Origin of the sequence: Desulfovibrio sp. JC010 (assembly GCF_010470675.1) — a bacterium.
Taxonomy (GTDB): Bacteria; Desulfobacterota; Desulfovibrionia; order Desulfovibrionales; family Desulfovibrionaceae; genus Maridesulfovibrio.
Genome location: NZ_VOIQ01000004.1, coordinates 269,922 through 288,423, shown reverse-complemented (window position 1 = coordinate 288,423; position 18,502 = coordinate 269,922). Strand labels below are relative to the sequence as shown.

Here is an 18,502-nt window from a genome sequence, read left to right as displayed (position 1 = left end):
CTTACTTGATGATGCGGTTGAAAGCCTCGAAAAGAAGCTCGTCTTCCAGCAGTGAAATTCGTTTTTCGTCAATCTCGAACAGGCCGCGGGTGTATGCTGCCGGGGCCTTGGCCACTGTTGCCGGAGCATCCATAAGCGCATCCGCTGCATAATGGTGCACACCGAGCACTTCATCCACCCCGAAAATCCAGCGTCCGAAACCGCGATCCACACAGATGAACCTGCTGTACACCCGGAACCCCTTTTCTTCCTCAGTGAGATATTCAGCCTCCAGCCCCAGCAGTTCGCGCACGGAAACCACCGGAATGATCTGCCCCTGCAGGCTGGTCAACCCCCGGAACATCCTGCTGTTGCGGTGCGGCACCGGACGCACGGTCCGTTTTTCCAGCACAGAGACAAATACATGTGAGGAAAGGGCCAGCCATTCCCTTGAAATTCTGAACACAACCGCCCCGGAAGTCTCAATCTGTTCCTCTTCCTTGGCAATGGCCACGGCTTCGGTATTTTCGTCCAGATATCCTTCAGGCGGCTCCCGGTCCAGCAGGGACAGCCCGGCACTGGTAAAGTTCGGGCAATGGTAGCAATGGGACCAGCGTTCAAGTTCCGGACATGATCTGTCCCCGGCGTAACCTATTGTATTCCAGCAGGATTCAAGCATTATCCGGCCTCATTTCGTTTTTCAGCCCGGCGGGCCCTGTTGCGCATGATTTCCGCCTTGCGCGAATCTCCCCTGTTCTCCAGCAGCAAAGCCAGATGGACCAGCGACTCCATATGATCCGGCTCAAGATACAGGGCCTTGCCATAACATTCCTCAGCCATTGAAATATTTCCCGCAGACTCATGCAGCAGACCGCAAAGATGAAACAATTCCGAGTCCGGCCCGCTCTCGCGCAGCACTCTTTCACACATGTCCAGAGCCTCAACAGTCTTCCCCCGGTCAGCCAGTTTCTTGATTTCATGCACTGAAAGCCCGGAAGACCGCTTCTCTTCATTCTCCCTCGGAACTTTATGCTCTTTGCGCGGCAGAACCACAGGCTTAAGCGGAGAGACGGCCTTAAACGGTCTATGCGCCGCGTGTTGCGGTTTTTGAACGTCATCACCGGAGCTCTCATGCCTGGTGCAGACCGGAGGCTTGAGCAGGGCGGCCACTTTGCGTTTACCTTTGCGCAGGGCGAATGTTCCCTGCTTCCTGACCGGGGTAAACCAGTCATTGAAAATAGGCAGAATCTCGGCATGGCCCACAAAAAGCAGTCCATCGTCCTTCAGTTTTTCATTCAGCAGTTCGGCCAGACATTTTCGCGAACCGTCATCCAGATAGATGAGCAGATTCCGGCAAAAAATCACATCATACCTGCCATGGGGCAGACAACCTTCAAGAATATTCCCGGCATGGAAACGGACCACATCCAGGACATCCTGTGCCAACCTGCGGCCCTGCGCGCACTTGCTGAACCATCTTTCGGCATAGAAAGGAATTTCCGTACGAAAGGAGTTTTCCGTATAAATCCCGCTTCTTGCCTTGAGCAAAGCCCGTTCGCTGATATCCACGCCATCCACCCGGAATTCCTTCAACCCGGCCCCCATAAGGGTCATGGCTATGGAATAAGGCTCCTCCCCGGTGGAACAGGGCGCACTGAGCACCCGAAATTCGTTATTTTTCTTGCCCGCAGCGGTTTCAAAAAGCAGCTCAAAAGGTTTGCTGTCCCTGAAGAACCATGTTTCCGGAACCACTATTTCCTCAACCAGCTCAGACAGTTCATTGTCGCCGGAACGCAGCAGGGCCAGATACTGCTTTTCATCGCACCCGGTTTCGCGCATGCGTGCTTTCAGGGCCAGCTTGACGCCGGAGCGGGCCAGCGAATCAGGGGCCAGCCCCATGGCCCGGTTGAGAATTTTATGGAACGGATCAAGATTCATCAGTTACTCCTGATCCCCGTCATGCGTATCTTCTTTGGGGAAAAGCACCCGGCGCAATTCCTCGGTCAGCAGCTTGTGCGGTTTGACCAGCTGCAGCATGCTCCCGTTAACCCGGGCCACCCGGCCCAGCCACGGCGCATCGGGAATTTCAAGCCCGGAATCCTCAAAATCCGAATCCGCGACCTTCAAGGTCTCGGTAATATTTTCTGCCAGCAAACCGAGATACTGTTCATCACGCTCCTCCCCGGTATCAAGGTCGGCAAGATCAATGATGATGATCCGGGTGGACATACGTGAAACACAGGGGGAATCCATGGCCAGCATGGACAGATCCACCACCGGGGTGACCTTGCCCCGGTAATTGAACAATCCTTTCACATAATCCGGTGAACGGGGCAGCTCCTTGCACACCGCAGGGGGCACCACCTCGGCCACTGCGCGGGCCTCCAGCCCGTAAATATATTCACCTATCCTGAAGGTCAGCACGAGCATGGCTATTCACTCACCTTGAAGCGTGAAACTTCGCTGCGCAGACCCTGCACGGCCTCATTAAGCTGCGATGTGGCCCGGTTGAATTCCGACAGGGCATCTGAAGTATCTGAAGCGGTATCCGAAAGCTGGGCCATGGCCTCGCTGATCTGCCCGGCCCCTTCGGCCTGCGCACTCATGCCGTCATTGACCTGTTCGATTCTGGGATTGAGCTCGCGGACCCCGGTCATGATGCCTTCCAGCTTCTTGCCCAGCTTGCCAGCCTTGTCCGCGCCGAAGCGGACATCTGAAGCGAATCTTTCCATCTCATCCACGCCGGAATCAACGGAACTGCGCATGTTGCCGATCATATCCTCAATTTCGAGGGCAGCCACGGAAGTCTGGTCCGCCAGACGCCTGATCTCTGCAGCGACCACGGAAAATCCCTGCCCGAACTTTCCGGCCTTTTCCGCTTCAATGGCCGCGTTCAGGGAAAGCAGGTTGGTGCGGTCCGCAACCTTGGTAATGGTATTGACGATGCCTTCAATTGCATTGGCCCGGTCATTGATCTCGTCCAGCTTTCCGGTGATGGTAGTTGTTGCCGTACTCAAATCATCCATGATCCTGATCATGGTCTTCAACCCGTCCTGCCCTTCGGAAGCAAGGTTGTCCATATTTGATGCGGCATCGTTGACGTGATGCATGGCCCCGGCAAGTTCTCCGGAATTGGCGGAAATTTCAGCACTGGTGGCACTGATCTGGGTGGTGGCTGTGGCCTGCTGGTTAACGGTCACTTCCAGCTGGCGGGCCGAAGCGGCAATCTCGGTGGAAGATGTGGTCACCTGAATACCGGAACGCTGCACCTGACCGATAAGCGAAAACAAAGCTTCGACCATGCCCTTGACCGCAAGATAAAGCTGTCCGGTCTCATCAAGCACATCCGGGTTATCGGCATGCTTGATGGCTTTGCGGGCATTGGGACAAGACTCGTCAACTATGGCTATGGTTTCCCGCGCCTTATGCAGATCTCCTGAAGCGATCACCTTGACCAGGTCCACCATATGACTGACCGGAGTTGAAATGAGCCCGCTGGCGTAAAAGGCTACTGCGGTGGTTACCACCAGCAGCACCAGTCCGGTTATAATCAGCCACTGCACCAGATAATCCAGCACCCCGGTCAAACGGTCGGAAATACCCTGATATTCATCCAGAAAAACACCGGAACCGATCACCCAGCCCCAGGGTTTAAAATATGTATATACGGAAAGCTTGTCCCGCCCCTCTTCGTCAGCACCGGTCCGCCAGATATAGCTCTTACTGTTAAGCTTGCCTTCCCCGGACTCAACAGCCTGAGTAATTATTTCCTCCACAAATCCCTTTTTGCCGCCCACGGAGTCCACAAGGGCTCCGTCATTCTTTGCTGAATTCGAAACAATATAGCGGCCCCTGCTCTCACCTCTGCTGCCGATGACCCAGATATATCCGGTTTTACCGATGGAGGTCTTGAGCATGGATTTGCGCAGGACCTCAATGATCTCATCATCCATGTAGACCCCGATCATTCCGGTCACGTAACCGTCCTGATCGCGCAGGGGAACATAGATTGTGTAGCGGCTTCCATAGTCCTGACTTTCATATTTTTTCGCAGTGCTCCCGGAAAGAACGTCGTCAATGGCCGACTCCACTTTACCGTCATTACCGAGGGAATAAAAAATATCCCCCAGCTTCCAGTTCTTTTTCCCGGAAGACGCGGTGGTATCCACCACCAGCATATCACCTTCAGGATTGAGTCTTTGGAAAATGGTGCAGTAAGCCCCGGAAATTTTTGTCGCCTCCACCAGCATGGGCAACGGCTTGCCTTTGCGCTTGGCATAAGTGAGCTCCCGTCCGCCGATGACCAGCACGGGAGCGGTCACCTCTCCCTTTTCAGCGGAACGCAGATTGTTGACCGGCCAGTCTGATACCCGTTTCAAAACCTTGACCCGGTCGTCATCATCCATCAAAGCCTGCAGGGCCATGGCTGCCCGATCGGTTTCCGCAGCCAGCAACTGGTCGGCAGTACGGCACTCTTCATACAAATCCGCCGTCAGCTGGGAAACATGGGACTCAATAAGCGAGTTGACTTCACCTTTCATACAGACCTGCAAACGGTCCTCAAGTATGTCGGTGATGATAAACATGGCCACAATGGGGATGATTGCAGCTCCGCAGGCAATGGCGATTATCTTTCTTCTGAGGGAAAAACGCATCAGATACATCCCGGTGCTTCCGTCCGGGCAGACGGGCGCACCATTTATTACAGATTAGGTTGATTTCATCATATCAGGGAACAGGTGTTCTGACACCCTACTCCTCCCTTGTATTTATTTTATATGATTAAATCAATGACCGCAGGCATTTTGAACCATTTACAAAAAATATATCCATTCTCTGTAAAGTGAATGGTCTCCCCTGCCGATAGCAAAAGTATGAACCGACGGACAAATTTCTGCCCGGCCGATGCCCACTCACGGAGGAGTGTATGTATTATCACGGATTTGATAATAAAGCTGCGTCAGCAACAAAGTACTGGAGCAACAAGGATGACGAGCTTGTTTCGGTTTTGTTTGCAAAGATAATCAACAAGACTGTAAACACACAGGCTCCCTGTCCGGAACAGGACCACCTTGTGGACCAGATGGTCAACAATCTTTTCGACCTCTGCTTTTACATCAACAAGGACGTCCACGACTGCTAAATCTTTTATTTCAGACACCCGCTGTGCTCTGAATAAAAAAATCCCCGCAAGCTGATGCTTCCGGGGATTTTTAGTCAGATGGCTTATACAGCACCATCTGTAATTATTAGCTTTAATTAGGATACCTGAGCGAGACGGGGGGCATTCTTGGCTTTTTCTTCTTCAGCTCTCTTGCGCAGGTAATGAACCATGGTAAGAATAGCGGTGATTGCTTCAAAGCCTTCCTGCTCTACAGTATCAACCAGTTCTTCGGAAGGATCGGCCTGCAGGGCACTTTTCAGGGCCTTGGAGTAACGACCGAAACCGTCCATCAGATCGAGAGCCATGTAGTTGGCTTCATCGGGATCTTCGGGGTTGATGTCCATGGGCACAAGCACGTAACCCATGATGTTTGCCAGTCTGGTCAGAGGACGGATGCTGCCGGTTGCCCGCATGATGGGGATCAGTTCTTCAACACCCACTTTTGCACCTTTGTCTTCGGGATTGATCTCGCGAAGAAGGGTGGGGTAGGGTTTGTTGATTTCGGTTGCCACATCACGTGCAGGCTTGTCATTTTTAAGTACAACATCCTGCAAGAGCTTAGTAAGTTCGTTGTTAGCCATTTTTATCTCTCCCTTGGTCATTATTTTGTGATTATTACTAATCTTAATAAGAAGCTATTTTCATGCCAGTTTATTATGCAATAACAGACATACATTTAATGCTTTATTTACAGCCTATTAACAAATTCGAAGCTTGTAAGACCCACTGCTTTTTATTGCAAAAGAATAAACTTTATTGCAAAACAAGAAAAACCATTATCCAGCAAATCATTATCACTGCGAAAAGAAGGCTATACAAGGAATACTTCTCCCTTGCAAGAACTGATTTCAACAATATTTAATTTTATACCATCAAAGTATAGTATACCAAAAGAAAAAAAAGAATGCCCCAGAACAGCGACACCCTTTTTCTTAAATATAAATTAAATATTTTTAATCTATTCCCAGAGACTCAATAAAGACTTCGCCGGAAAAGGTAAGTTCCGCCCCGCCCTGCAAAAAGACATTTCCATCTTCAATGATGACTTTGAGGATTTCTCCGCCGGAGGTGCGCACGCTGACTGCTGCGTCAGTCAGTCCCTGCTCGTGAAGGGTAAGCTGTACTGCGCTGACCCCGGTTCCGCAGGCGTAGGTTTCATCCTCCACGCCCCTTTCATAGGTACGCACAACAAGGCTGTCGTTATCAACGATCTGCACAAAGTTCACATTTGTGCCTGCAGGAGCAAAAGCCTCATGGTAACGGAAGGCCGCGCCGAGTTTCTTGATATCCACATCTTCCACGTCAGCAACCTGCACGACCACGTGCGGCACACCGGTGTTGGCAAAATGGTATTCGTACTCTTCGCCGTCGATTTCAAGCTTCTGTTTGACCACCAGACCTTCGGGCGGGGTCAGCTGCACTTTGACTTCCTCCAGCGCAGGGAAAACCTGCACTTTGATGGGCCCGGCATCGGAACCGAAAACATGCTGCTCACCGGCGATACCCAAGGCATGGGCCAGACGACCGGCACAGCGCGAAGCATTGCCGCACATTTCAGCCCTTGAACCGTCGGAATTGTAGAACTGCCAGACAAAATCCAGAGCGGAACCCTCAGGTCCGTTCTCAATAAAGAACAGGCCGTCGGCATAAACTCCGAAAGCGCGCTGACAGAGCTTCTCAGCCCAGAGCGGCATCTTTTCCACCGGAACACCGAGTTCGCGGTTATCGATAATTACGAAATCATTGCCGCAACCCTGCATCTTATAAAAAGGAACTGACTTTCCGAACATTTTACTCATTTGGCTGCCTCATTAATATAGTGATCTAAAAATTTAAGGATGGATTAGGACTCAACAACTTTTGAATGCAGCCGACGGGCCATATACAGGAACGGGGTATCCATTACCGCCACTATAACCTTAAACAGGTAAGTGGTAAAAAGAATTTCGACCCAGACCTCAAAGGGAAAAAGCCCCCACAGGGCCACAAGGCAGAACACGGATGAATCAAGGAACTGGCTGAGCAGGGTGGATGCGTTGTTACGCAACCAGAGATGACGCTGCCCCATCTTATCCTTGAGCAGATGGAAGATATAAACATCATTCAGCTGCGAGACAATATACGCTGCCATGCTGCCCAAGGCAATACGGGGCAGAAAACCGAAGATCGCTTCAAGGTGCGGCTGGGCGAAATCATCAGCCGCCGGAGTGAACATGAGGGCCAGCTGCATATAGACCACCGCCATAAGCAGGACAACAAACCCCAGATAGACAGCCTTCTTGGCTTCCTTTTTTCCGTAAAATTCACTGAGCATGTCAGTTGAAAGAAAAACGCTGGCGTAAAGTATATTACCGAGAGTGGTGGTCATGCCGAAGAGCTCAATGGTCTTGAGCACCTGAATATTGCAGAGAATCAAATTGAAGACAATCAGCCCGAAAAGACCAGTTTTGCCGAAAAATCTATAGATAACAAGGACAAGGCTCAGGTCCATAAGCGCGAAGCCTATCCATAACAATTCATTCATAACTTCTCTCCTGTAATGGATACAAAAAACCATGCTGCCCGCATAAGCGAAAAAACATCCCACAAACCGAACTTAATTTTTGATTCTGAATAATTGGAAAAGATGAGAATACGGAGCAGCGATAAAAATTGTTGTTGAGGGGCAGGCTATTAAAAATTCAGAAAAATCTAAGTGACCCCGTAGGCCGAGGCCACTTAGATTCAATTAATCTTGGGTCGGCACTCCGTCAATAGCCTTCACTTTCCCTGAAATAGCTACGCTATGGGTCTTTGCTTCCGCTCTTCCCAAAATAGATTCGTCACCGGATAACAGGGTGAATATCTTGGGAAACAAATTGACATGGTTTGTCGCCACTGTATCCCAATTCTCCGGAAAAGAGGTATCTTTGGGAAGTCTGATAGCGAACAAGACCCTGAAAATGTCGTCAACAAGTTCCTGCGGCCCGGGATTAGGGTTTCTTTTTTCAGTTGTAGTAGTCCGGTATGACCCATGGTCACCGATCACAACAATGATGGCGTCCGGATTATGCGCTTCAATGGTTTTAATATAGTTGATAATATTATTATCACCGATAGCAATTAAAGACCGGTATGTTTTTATCCAGTCTTTTTCCTTAACATGTTTGGAATCTTTTGTATGACCTGCACCGTCTCTGGTAAAATACATGCCCGGTTTGTGGTCTACGTTACTCCTAAATGCTCTTTCCAGATATTCAGCTGTCGAGGCACTTGTGTCATCAGAAAGGAATGGCTTGTATATAGCCTCAAAAAAACCTGAAATATAACGAATGCTCCTCGGAACAGTAAGTACTTCAGCAACAAGAGTTGGCAAAGCCCCGTTGTTCTCGGGCATGTAATCAACCAATTCACCCTTATTTGTAAAAATACCATTATCCATTAAGGCGATAAAATATCCATTGTCTTTAAACACATTCAAGGCCGGATTACTCCGTCCGCCATTAACAAGACCTCTAACTCCGTAGGTGAGATCTTTATGACCTGCACTACGGTTATTGTAGTGATGCTGCATCAAAAACATGGAAAGTGTGCTGGCGTAAGTGTGGTCATAGCTGGAGTATATTGATTCAACCTTGAATCCATCGTCCAACAAAAACTTTTTCAGCCTAGTGTCTTTCAGTCCGTAATATTTTTCCTGAACATCAAAAGCATTGTATGATTCAGCCAGTATCACATAGACATCTGTTTTTTTAGTAAACTCAATCCTGTCGCGTTGCCCGACATTAATCCCTTCAGTGTCCCGTCCCATAAGTGAGACACCAATCTGAAGGAAAGCCAATAAACACAACGCTCCCACAAAAGTATTCAACCACCTGCATCCGAATTTAAAAACCATAATCGCGCAAAAACAAGCCAGTCCGGCACCGGATAAGGCAAGCATGACTGCGGTGGAAAAATAAGGCCTCAAAGAGACATAACAGAAAGCAGTCATTAAAAGCACCAAACCAAACGTAGCAAGCCCGCTGAAACAATTGTACCAGACAGGCTTAGACCTGAAGAGCTTTTTACAAACAACCGCGCCCAGCGCCATTAATAAAATAACGATAAGGCAGGCGTAGAGCATATATCCCAGATTAACCAGAAAATCCGGCACTGAAAGCATATTCACATTTTGCGAATATAAAAAAGCAGTTGGATATACAAAAACAAATATCGGCAGCAAAAAAATGCTGTTAATAATCTTATTGAACATGACTATACCTTGCGCATGAAAAACAGCTTTCTTAATGAATTTTCTACAGGAAGAGATTCTTCAATGGAAAAATACTGCTTATAAGACTCAATGAACACATCTTCATTATAATCGTGAAAGACATCTTCGCGGGCACCAAGCATTCTCTGCACTTGAGAATCTTCTTTCGGTATAAACTCTACACACAATGTGCCGTTTTCATTTAATAAACTATGAAAATACTCCGCCTGCATCGCAAGAGGAATACCTGCGGTAATCCTCAAATGATGAATTACTGCAAGCGCAGTGATAAAATCAACACTGCACCTTTCGCCGAAACTCTCACGTTCACAGGAAGCCCAGCCGATACCGGAGCTAGGATTGGCGATATTGATGACCAGCGGTAAAATTTTCTTCAAACCAAGCCGCTTAATCTCTCTATAGTGTCGCTCTACAGCCAGCGGGTCAATATCCGTAGCAAGCACCAAATCAAAACATTCTGACAGAATACGGCTGAATTTACCGGTATTTGCTCCAACGTCCAGAGCACTAAGGCTGCCTTTCTTTTCAGAGGCAGCTTTGGATGCAAAAGATGCAACAATGCTCTCTTTCTGCTCCATTCCATCGCTGGAATAGTTTGTGTCTGAGTAATAGTCGCCCCACTCTGTCTTGGTTACGGGCGGCTTAAGTGCTGAGACCGCCTCCCTTAAAGTACAGACAAGGTTGAGTATCTTTTTCTTCGAATATTTGAACTTTTCAACTTTTTTTGCCGCCACTCTGCCATCTGAATGCCTGGACTCCATTTTTGCATGAGCAACTAAATGCATCCAAACATTCAAATTCAACATATCTTTCAACGAAAGCATGCTGACAGCTGTCTCCAGCGGGATACCGTCAATATAAAGTTTTGACAGCTCTCCACCCCAAAAACCCTTTTTGGCCATAATCACCAGCGGGGCATAGAAATGCATGCAGAATTGCCTGTAAGCAACCCAGGGGAGATTAAAATCGGGACGTTCAAAAGAAAGCAGATCGATAAAAACAGGCTTTCCTTCAAAGAACTGAACATTATAGGCAGAAGAATCTTTTAGACTCAGATCATACTGAAGAGCGTGTTTTTGTATATCGAGAGTGAGAAGGGCGGCGTCTTTGAGCTGGGAAAAACACCATTCATAAGGATAGCTGATAAACGGAATTTTCTGAACTTCAAGCCATTTATAATTTTGGGAATCCGTTGAATCCTTAACTGTAAAATCTGGAACCGAACCGAGGTCAAATAGTTCTGAAAAAATCCCGGAATCTGCCACTACATCCCAATTCTCTTTATACGAGCTTGCAACATTCCTATAAATTTTACCATCTTCCTCATATACGAATCCAGCGGGATCCCTAAAGGAACTAAATATCTTCTTCATCTTTATTCTTGGTAAAAAAATTTTTCAATCCGGTTTTAATTTTGCTGTAGAAGGCTAACACACTGACAAGACCTGCAGCCAAAACCTGAAAAATCATGCTACCTGTTCCCGGGTCCAAATAAGCATATGCCGAACCGGGCAAAACAAAAAGGGAAACAATAGCAACCTGCAACATTATAATTATCTTTTTTTCTGTCATATTTGACTCGCTCATTTTTTTTGATACAGAGCCGCCTTTCATTAAGCGGACGCTGCGATATTTTTCGAATTTGAGATTATGTACGGTCAAACGCAGCTTGTCAAGGCAGCAGAGTTAAGGCTTCAGCGGATAAACAGCATAACCCGGAACCCCAAAAAAAGCGGCCCCGACAACCGGGACCGCTTTGATTCAGCCTGACAGCTATAGGCTGAAGGAAACCTTCAATTAATTACATGATGCGCAGCTTGGGCCTCATGGGGGAAACAACCACCCGGTTACGGCCCTGCATCTTGGCATCGTAGAGAGCCTCATCCGCCTTGCGTACTATTTCGGTGTCCTTTTCAAGACTGCCGGGACGTACGGCGGAAACACCGATACTGGCGGTGACATTAAAGCTGGTGTCCTGATAGGTCATGGCGCAGGATTCAATCTTGGTCCGGACCCTTTCAGCCAGCATCTGGGCCTGCTCTTCATTGGTGTGCGGCAGCAGGATGACAAACTCCTCCCCGCCGTAGCGGGCGATGAAATCCGTGGAACGGAAGGTCGTCTCAAACATGCGGGCCACTTTTTCCAGCACCATGTCCCCGGCCATGTGGCCGTAAGTGTCGTTCACGTCTTTGAAATGGTCAAGGTCGACCATGAGCAGGGAAAGGTCGGTATTCAAACGCTGGTGACGCTTGAATTCTTCAACCAGCCTTTCATCAAAGCTGCGGCGGTTGTAGACTCTGGTCAGCCCGTCGCGGTTGGCGCGGGTCTTGATCTTGTCGAACATGATGGCGTTGCTCAGGGCGAGGGAAAGATGGTTCACAGCTGCATTAAGAGTTGCAACCTGATCCTTGGCCAGCCTGATATTACGCTCGCAAAGCATGACCAGACAACCGAACTTCTCACCGCGGGCAACCAGCGGCAGGGCCAGAATCCTTCCGGCATCGGGGCTGTAGACCATGCTGTTCTCCACCGCAGGGATGGTTTCAGCCATATTGTAGCTGGAAATGTCCATACCGCTGAGTGCGACTACGTTTTCAATCATCAGCTCAACCCATTCGGTCTGGACATTTTCCACCTGACCGGGATTGATAAAAATATCAGCATCAATGTGCTTACCTGTGGGCAGAACATTCCAGAAGGCACCCTGCACGGAATAAACCGGGAGCAGCATCTTCAGGTCCTCGGCAGCCTGTCCGAGGATATCGGCCACTTCAAGACGCTCAGTGGCGTTGGAAAGCACAGTATTGAGGAACTGCAGCTGCTCGGTCTTGCGGGAAAGCAGTTCGCGCTCAAGGATGATTTCTTCGGTCATGCGGTAAAGATCACCGTAAAGACCGGAAATTTCCTTGGCCCTGAACAGGGCATCCTGCACTTTGGAACTGGTCAGCGGTGAACTGACAACAGCGAGGAATCCGTCCTCAAGCACCTTTTCAAGATCGGCGTTGGCCTGATCATCCTGAATAAGGATACGCTGGGTGGATTCAAGGTTGCGGTAGGCATCACGGCGATCTTCGGGAAGCTCATCCCAGACTCTCTGCGGAATCCAGGTGGCGGCAGGTTTTTCCTGATTGCTCAGTTCCTTTTCCCCGGGCAGTGCGCGTTCAGAAAAATTTCTCAAAAAGAATCCGGGACCGAGAGAATCCTCGATTTTTCCGGCTTCGGCATTGTTTAGACCGAATCCCCAAAGGAGTTCTGGCCTGTGTCCTCTTTTCATTTCTGGTCTCCTTGCTTGCCAAGTTTAGCTGTCAGAAACAGTTTTCCACCCGTGATTTTGCAAAATAGGGGCCAGCCGATATTAAGCGTTACAACGAAGACCTTCATGCACAGTCCACAATAGAACAAACACACAAATAATCACATACATAACGAGTAATTAGCATGCACACAGAAACCGACTTATAAATCCTGAAACAGCTCTCGTAAAACGACACCCTGCACTCTTAAAGCATTAAACAGGAAAAGAGTGCCGGAAACCTGACACCCCGGTACACACCGGGAGGGAAAATAAATCCTTTGACAAGAGCGGACCAAATGTGGCTTGAAATAACGTATGAAAACTCAAAGAATATGGGGGACTCTGGACCCATTCCATGAAAGCGGGCCTATTCTGGGTAGAAAGGTGGCCAATACGGGATTCCTGAACGGGCTGCTCAGCCTTGATCCCTTTGACGAATACCATTTCTTCCTTTCCGGGGCGGGACTGCGCAAAGGACTGCATTCCTTTTTCAGCAGCCACTACCCGGCATTCCTTGAGCAGGGACGGGTGAAGATAATGGATCGCAGGGACCTGCCTGATGAAATTGCCAGCCGGGAATATTTCTGCTTCCACCAGTCCGACTGCATCAACTACCCGCCCCATCTGGCAAGAGTCCGCAACAGATACGCCAAAAACATATTTCCCATCACTGCCACCACCCATTCTCTGAGTTACAGCAGCTACCCTTCCTTCTTCCTTAATTACTTATGGCCGGGTACCACCGGACGGGACTGCATCGTAACCACCTCCACAGCCGGAAAGCTGGTTGTGGAAAAATATTTCCGGCACCTGCGTGAAGGACTCTGCCTGAGCGAAACAACCCATCCTTCACCGCAGATCAAAAGGATTCCGCTGGGAGTAAACCCCGAAGAATCAAGTCTCCCGGAAGAACACCGGAAAGCGCAGGCCAAGCGCAACCTCGGTATGGACGGAGCCGACGAACGGGTCAACATCCTTGTTTTCGGACGTATTGCCCATTATTCCAAGATGGACATCCTGCCCCTGCTGCGAGCCATGCAACGCCTTTTCAGTTCCGGCCTGAGCCGGGACCGGGTACGGATCATGCTCGCCGGATGGCTGGACGATGATGACGACTTTCCGGCCACCCTCTCCCAACTGGCAAAAAACATGGGAGTAGAGCTTTCCATTATCGGACGTCCTTCAGATGAGCGCAAAACAGACCTCTACCGGGCTGCGGATATTTTTGTCTCCATCTCCGACAATCCGCAGGAAACTTTCGGACTGACCGTGCTTGAAGCCGGAGCCGCAGGGCTCCCGGTAATTGCTTCCGATTATGACGGCTACAAGGATCTGGTGGTTAACAATGAAACCGGAATGCTCATCGAAACCATCGGCCCGGAAGCAACTCCTGAACTGGACCTCATGGCCCCGCTCTGCTTCGACAACCACTATCATTTATTAATGGCCCAGCAGACCGCAGTGGACACCCCCAAACTTGCCGGAGCCCTTGAAAAACTGATCAATGATCCGCAACTGCGCGCAAACATGGGACGGGCCGGAGCAAACCGGGTCCGGGAAAATTTCAGCTGGTCCAAAGTCATTGAAGAACATCTCAGCCTCTGGGAAGAGTTGAACAACGTCCCGGTAGAGAGCGGAAAGCTGCGTGAAACACTGCATCCCACACAGCTCCGGTTGGGTGAAACTTTCTCCCATTACCCCACGGAAACACTGGCACCGGAGACAAAGCTCGTCTGCGGGACCACCGGGCAGGCCATCTATCAGGGCAGGGAATTTCCGCTCATGTATAAAGGAGTGGACAGATTTCTGAACGATGAAGTTGTGCGCAAGATTCCCTTTCTGGCCCGCAAACCGCTCGATGCTGCAGAGCTTGCTGAAAAAATGAAATCCATGGCCGGAAATATGGACGACCGCGATTGCGAGTTCCACATCCTCTGGTGTTTGAAACACGATGTTCTGGAAAAAATATGCTGAGCCGTCCGCTGGTACACCATACCGCCCTTGGAAAAAGCGGCGGGGCCACAAGAGTCGGGCTGATGATCCATGAGGGACTGCTTGATGCAGGCCACAAGTCAGTCCACTCCTTTGAGGCTTCGGAGAACCCCGGAGACAAGCTGATTCAGCCGGAAGAAGCGGCACGGGCCGTACCGGAAAAAAGCATCGTTCATCTGCACTCCTCTGCTGATCCGGTCCGCTTTCTGCGGGCACTGCCGGCAAGCGTTAAGACAGTTATTACCCTGCACGATACCCAGCTGGTCAGCGGAGGCTGTGCCTATCCTCTGGATTGCCCCTCATTCAATCTTCAATGCCGGGAATGCCCGCGCTCCTTTCCGGATTCTGAAAATGTGCGCCGGGAACGGATAGAGGCTATCATCGATTCACAGACCGTACTTGTTTCCCCCTCCGCATGGCTGGGCAGGATAGTGCGTAAGGCAGCACCGGAACTAAAGGTCAAAATAATTCCCAACGGCATTGAATGGCCCGAACAGCCTGCGGACAAAAACCAGCTCCGTCGCGAGCTGAGGATTCATCCGTCCTCAAAAGTCATGCTCTTTGTCGCCCATGGCGGAGTGGAGGCAGCCTATAAATCCGGACCGCAATGGAAAAGCTACTGGCAGACAATCAAATCAGCCGTGCCGGAAGCTCTCTGCTTTGCAATCGGGGGCAAAGAAAGCAGCCGGGAAGGTGATTTCATCTCCATTCCCTATGTGGACAGCCCTACACTGAACAAATTTCTGGGCGCAGCGGACGTACTGGCCTATCCAACACTCAGCGACAACCACCCGCTGATCTTGCTGGAAGCCATGGCCCAGTCCCTTGCCCCGGTCAGCTACGCCGTAGGCGGGGTGGTTGAACAGATTTCAGACGGGGAAAACGGAATTCTGGTTCCCCCTTATGAAAAACAGATATTTACCGAAAAGGTATCTATGCTGTTGAAAAACAGCCGATTAGCCCGGGAGATGGGCAGCAGGGGATTCCAGAAAGGAAAGAAACGGTTTTCCTGCCAAAGAATGCTGGGGGATTACATAAAAATTTACTACAATCTGGTGTAATTTGGCATTCTCGTGTTATTTTTTTATATATTTCCAAAAATTTCACGTTCTCCGGGTTGACTTTTTTCCGTGTTTAAACTGGAACTGATTTATTAACCACAATATGAAGATAAGAAAAATCTTTCATTAACAAGCATTTCAGGCTAACATTATAAGGAGCAGAGGCTGTTCTATTATATGAAGCTTGCTCGATACATTCTTTTTTCAGGGGAGGATAGACAATGTCCCAAACTAATATTCTACTTGAATCAGGCACCAATGAACTTGAAATAGTTGAATTTTACATTGACGAAGTCGACAATGTCCATGACGGCTCAACCCGTCGCAGCTATTACGGAATCAACGTCGCCAAGGTCGTTGAAATTATCAGGTTGCCTGACCTGACCGACATGCCGGATGCTGCCAACGACGCAGTTCTGGGTGCTTTTGACCTCAGGTCGGAAATCATACCCCTGATCGACTTGAGCCGCAGGGTCGGTAAAAACAGAATTGAAGACGAGGCTCCCAAGGTCATCGTCACCGAATTCAATAAAATTTCCACCGCCTTCCTCGTTTCCGGCGTCACCAGAATCCACCGTATCAGTTGGGAACAGGTTGAAGCTCCGAGCAGGCAAGTATCATCACTGACCGCAAACTCCATCACCGGGGTGGTCAAACTTGAAGGACGCATCGTCTTCCTCCTTGACCTTGAAAAGATCGTTGCCGATCTCAACCCGGATATGGACCTGACCGACGTGCCCGAAGCATCTCTGGTCGATAAGATCGAAAAACGCCAGCTCAAGGCTCTTATCTCCGATGACTCCACCATGATCCGCCGCATGATCGGCCAAATGCTGGAAGATGCCGGATTCAGGGTCACCAGAACCCATAACGGTAAAGCCGCCTGGGATAAAATCGTTGAGTGGAAAGCGACAGCCGAAGCTGAAGGCAAGACCATCAATGACTACCTTGATATCATGGTCACAGACATTGAAATGCCGGTCATGGACGGTCACAACCTGACCAAACGCATCAAGGATGATCCTGAACTACGGCACATCCCGGTACTGCTCTGTTCCTCCATCATCACCGACACCCTCTTTCACAAGGGCGAATCCGTCGGTGCTGACGACCAGATTTCCAAAGCTGAAATCAACCAGTTGGCTGAAAGGGTATTCAAACTCATCGAAAAGGCCGAAAGCTAACAGTATTTTAAATCATAGCAAAATCAAATCCCCCGCAAAGTCAGACTTTGCGGGGGATTTGATTTTGTCGTTTAAAGAATCCGTTATTTTATCCAGATTAATGAACACTGACGTCCGGTAACCTTATCCCTGCGGTAGGAGAAGAAAGTCCGCTCCATGGAGTAGGTGCACATATCAATTGAGTGGACGTTACGTCTTCGCAGCCCGGCCTCCACAAGCTGGTCAATGGTCAGCTTCCAGAGATCAACCGTGCTGCTGGTCTTGTCAAAATAGGCTTCGAATCCCGGTTCGAAATCAGATTCAAAGTTAACAAACTGGGCCGCTGCGGGACTCAGGCTCGGTCCGCGCACGGCCAGCAGATCCTCGGGATCGCAGCTGTAACGTTCGCAGATATCAGCCACACCCTTTCCCGGAAAATTGATGGCATTACCCCGCCAGCCGTTGTGCAGCCCGGCCACAAAATCACCATTTTTATGGGCGATCATGATCGGCTGGCAATCGGCGGTCTTGACCACAAGGGCGTGTCCCGCAGAAGTGGTGGCCAGACCGTCCCCCTCCAGCACAGGCTTATCCGCCGGGGAACCTTCCCCAAGGTCATAATGCATCACATCGCCATGGACCTGAATGCACTCATGCCAATGGGAAATGGACAGAGTTGCGGCCAGTTCAGTGCGGTTGGCCCGCACATCATAGGCATCGTCCCCCACATCATAAGAAATATTGCCGCCGTCAAAAGGGGGTTTGCAGCAACCGCCGCTTCTGGTGCTGAACGCCACCGAGACCTTATCCAGCCCCGGAAAAACAAAAGGTATAAAATTTATTTTTGCCATATCATTTCCTTGTCAGTGCAGAGCAACTGCACATTTTTATCCCACGGTTCAATGGAAAAACCCTCAACAAGCTGAAAATCATAGCAGACTCCCACGGAAAGGAATCCGTCCTTTTGCGGACGGGCCAGAAAACGGTCGTAGTAACCACCGCCGAATCCGATCCGGTAGCCCTTGCGGTCAAAACCCACCCCGGGAACAACGATCAGATCCGGGGAAACCGCATCGGGAAATTCGCAACGGCTGCGGCAGGGTTCCTTGATACCGAATGAACCGGAAGCAAGGTCAGCCTCAGCGCGAACCACGCCGAAATCCATCTGGCCCGGCTCATTCTTGCGGCAGCAGGGCATGAAAAGCTTCTTGCCGCCTCCCCATGCATCCTCCAGCAACGGGCGTACATCGACCTCGTTCCTGATGGGCCAGTAAAGCAGGACCTCCTGCGCCCGGCCCCACTGCTCAAGGGACATGACCGTATCCACTATGCTGCGGCTCATGGAATCCACATCCGGCCCGCGCATGGCGGAACGTTTTTCCAGCAATTGCCGCCTGATTATTTCTTTATCCAAAACAGCCACCTGTGTTTAATTTTCATAATCTGTAAAGAAAATTAAGCACAACCCTGTGACAAAAAGCAATCACCAAGTGCGACAATAACGAAAATATCAGCCCCTGCCCGCCCCGCCTGATATTGGTTTTTGGAACCAATAGTGCTATTCAAAGACCTTCTGGAAACAGGAAAACAAAA

Annotated in this window: 17 protein-coding genes; 4 read left to right on the top strand and 13 right to left on the bottom strand. The window is 49.7% G+C overall.

Translation table 11 applies throughout. The features are described from left to right. Position 1: 1 nt before the first annotated feature. Genes FMR86_RS06720 through FMR86_RS06705 form a run of 4 tightly spaced genes read right to left on the bottom strand, consistent with a single transcriptional unit; the run spans position 2 to position 4,634 of the window. On the bottom strand, positions 2-658 hold the full coding sequence (locus FMR86_RS06720; protein ID WP_163350318.1) for a chemotaxis protein CheW: 657 nt from the start codon (positions 656-658) through the stop codon (positions 2-4). After that, positions 658-1,917 carry a CheR family methyltransferase gene (locus FMR86_RS06715; RefSeq protein ID WP_163350317.1) on the bottom strand — a complete coding sequence of 420 codons (1,260 nt, stop codon included), beginning with the start codon at positions 1,915-1,917 and terminating at the stop codon, positions 658-660. The genes FMR86_RS06720 and FMR86_RS06715 overlap by 1 nt, the downstream gene beginning before the upstream one ends. Before the next feature lie 3 nt (positions 1,918-1,920). Continuing rightward, a complete protein-coding gene (locus FMR86_RS06710) occupies positions 1,921-2,409 on the bottom strand; it encodes a chemotaxis protein CheW (protein WP_163350316.1) in 489 nt (162 codons plus the stop codon). Positions 2,410-2,411: 2 nt separating this feature from the next. Then, positions 2,412-4,634, bottom strand: a complete 2,223-nt coding sequence (locus FMR86_RS06705; RefSeq protein ID WP_163350315.1) for a methyl-accepting chemotaxis protein — start codon at positions 4,632-4,634, stop codon at positions 2,412-2,414. Positions 4,635-4,906: 272 nt separating this feature from the next. Between FMR86_RS06705 and FMR86_RS06700 the strand changes: the two genes are divergently transcribed. After that, positions 4,907-5,122 carry a hypothetical protein gene (locus FMR86_RS06700; RefSeq protein ID WP_163350314.1) on the top strand — a complete coding sequence of 72 codons (216 nt, stop codon included), beginning with the start codon at positions 4,907-4,909 and terminating at the stop codon, positions 5,120-5,122. 116 nt (positions 5,123-5,238) lie between these two features. Here FMR86_RS06700 and FMR86_RS06695 read toward each other — a convergent pair whose 3' ends face one another. The 7 genes from FMR86_RS06695 to FMR86_RS06665 all read right to left on the bottom strand — a co-directional run bounded on the left by FMR86_RS06695 (position 5,239) and on the right by FMR86_RS06665 (position 12,672). Next, positions 5,239-5,724 carry a phage regulatory CII family protein gene (locus FMR86_RS06695; protein WP_163350313.1) on the bottom strand — a complete coding sequence of 162 codons (486 nt, stop codon included), beginning with the start codon at positions 5,722-5,724 and terminating at the stop codon, positions 5,239-5,241. Positions 5,725-6,096: 372 nt separating this feature from the next. Continuing rightward, entirely contained in the window at positions 6,097-6,942 is an 846-nt protein-coding gene (gene dapF, locus FMR86_RS06690; RefSeq protein WP_203544794.1) for a diaminopimelate epimerase, read from the bottom strand. Positions 6,943-6,986: 44 nt separating this feature from the next. Further along, the gene (locus tag FMR86_RS06685; protein ID WP_163350312.1) at positions 6,987-7,667 is read right to left on the bottom strand and encodes a queuosine precursor transporter; all 681 of its coding nucleotides are present in this window, start codon (positions 7,665-7,667) and stop codon (positions 6,987-6,989) included. 204 nt (positions 7,668-7,871) lie between these two features. Continuing rightward, positions 7,872-9,377, bottom strand: coding sequence for a hypothetical protein (locus FMR86_RS06680; RefSeq protein ID WP_163350311.1), 1,506 nt, complete (start codon positions 9,375-9,377; stop codon positions 7,872-7,874). Positions 9,378-9,379: 2 nt separating this feature from the next. Then, positions 9,380-10,771, bottom strand: coding sequence for a class I SAM-dependent methyltransferase (locus tag FMR86_RS06675; protein ID WP_163350310.1), 1,392 nt, complete (start codon positions 10,769-10,771; stop codon positions 9,380-9,382). Continuing rightward, entirely contained in the window at positions 10,755-11,012 is a 258-nt protein-coding gene (locus FMR86_RS06670; RefSeq protein ID WP_163350309.1) for a hypothetical protein, read from the bottom strand. Before FMR86_RS06670 ends, FMR86_RS06675 begins: the two co-directional genes overlap by 17 nt. A 187-nt stretch (positions 11,013-11,199) precedes the next feature. Beyond that, positions 11,200-12,672, bottom strand: coding sequence for a GGDEF domain-containing protein (locus FMR86_RS06665; protein ID WP_163350308.1), 1,473 nt, complete (start codon positions 12,670-12,672; stop codon positions 11,200-11,202). A 336-nt stretch (positions 12,673-13,008) separates the two neighbouring features. Between FMR86_RS06665 and FMR86_RS06660 the strand changes: the two genes are divergently transcribed. The 3 genes from FMR86_RS06660 (at position 13,009) to FMR86_RS06650 (ending at position 16,930) form a co-directional block, all read left to right on the top strand. After that, complete coding sequence (locus FMR86_RS06660) at positions 13,009-14,667, top strand: glycosyltransferase family 4 protein (protein ID WP_163350307.1); 1,659 nt, start codon at positions 13,009-13,011, stop codon at positions 14,665-14,667. Next, a complete protein-coding gene (locus FMR86_RS06655; protein WP_163350306.1) occupies positions 14,661-15,746 on the top strand; it encodes a glycosyltransferase in 1,086 nt (361 codons plus the stop codon). Before FMR86_RS06660 ends, FMR86_RS06655 begins: the two co-directional genes overlap by 7 nt. Positions 15,747-15,967: 221 nt before the next feature. Continuing rightward, on the top strand, positions 15,968-16,930 hold the full coding sequence (locus tag FMR86_RS06650) for a chemotaxis protein (RefSeq protein WP_163350305.1): 963 nt from the start codon (positions 15,968-15,970) through the stop codon (positions 16,928-16,930). 83 nt (positions 16,931-17,013) lie between these two features. On the opposite strand, the gene FMR86_RS06645 is transcribed toward FMR86_RS06650, so the two are convergent. Beyond that, complete coding sequence (locus FMR86_RS06645) at positions 17,014-17,760, bottom strand: polyphenol oxidase family protein (RefSeq protein WP_163350304.1); 747 nt, start codon at positions 17,758-17,760, stop codon at positions 17,014-17,016. Continuing rightward, complete coding sequence (locus FMR86_RS06640) at positions 17,748-18,332, bottom strand: 5-formyltetrahydrofolate cyclo-ligase (protein WP_163350303.1); 585 nt, start codon at positions 18,330-18,332, stop codon at positions 17,748-17,750. Before FMR86_RS06640 ends, FMR86_RS06645 begins: the two co-directional genes overlap by 13 nt. Between the last annotated feature and the right edge of the window lie 170 nt (positions 18,333-18,502).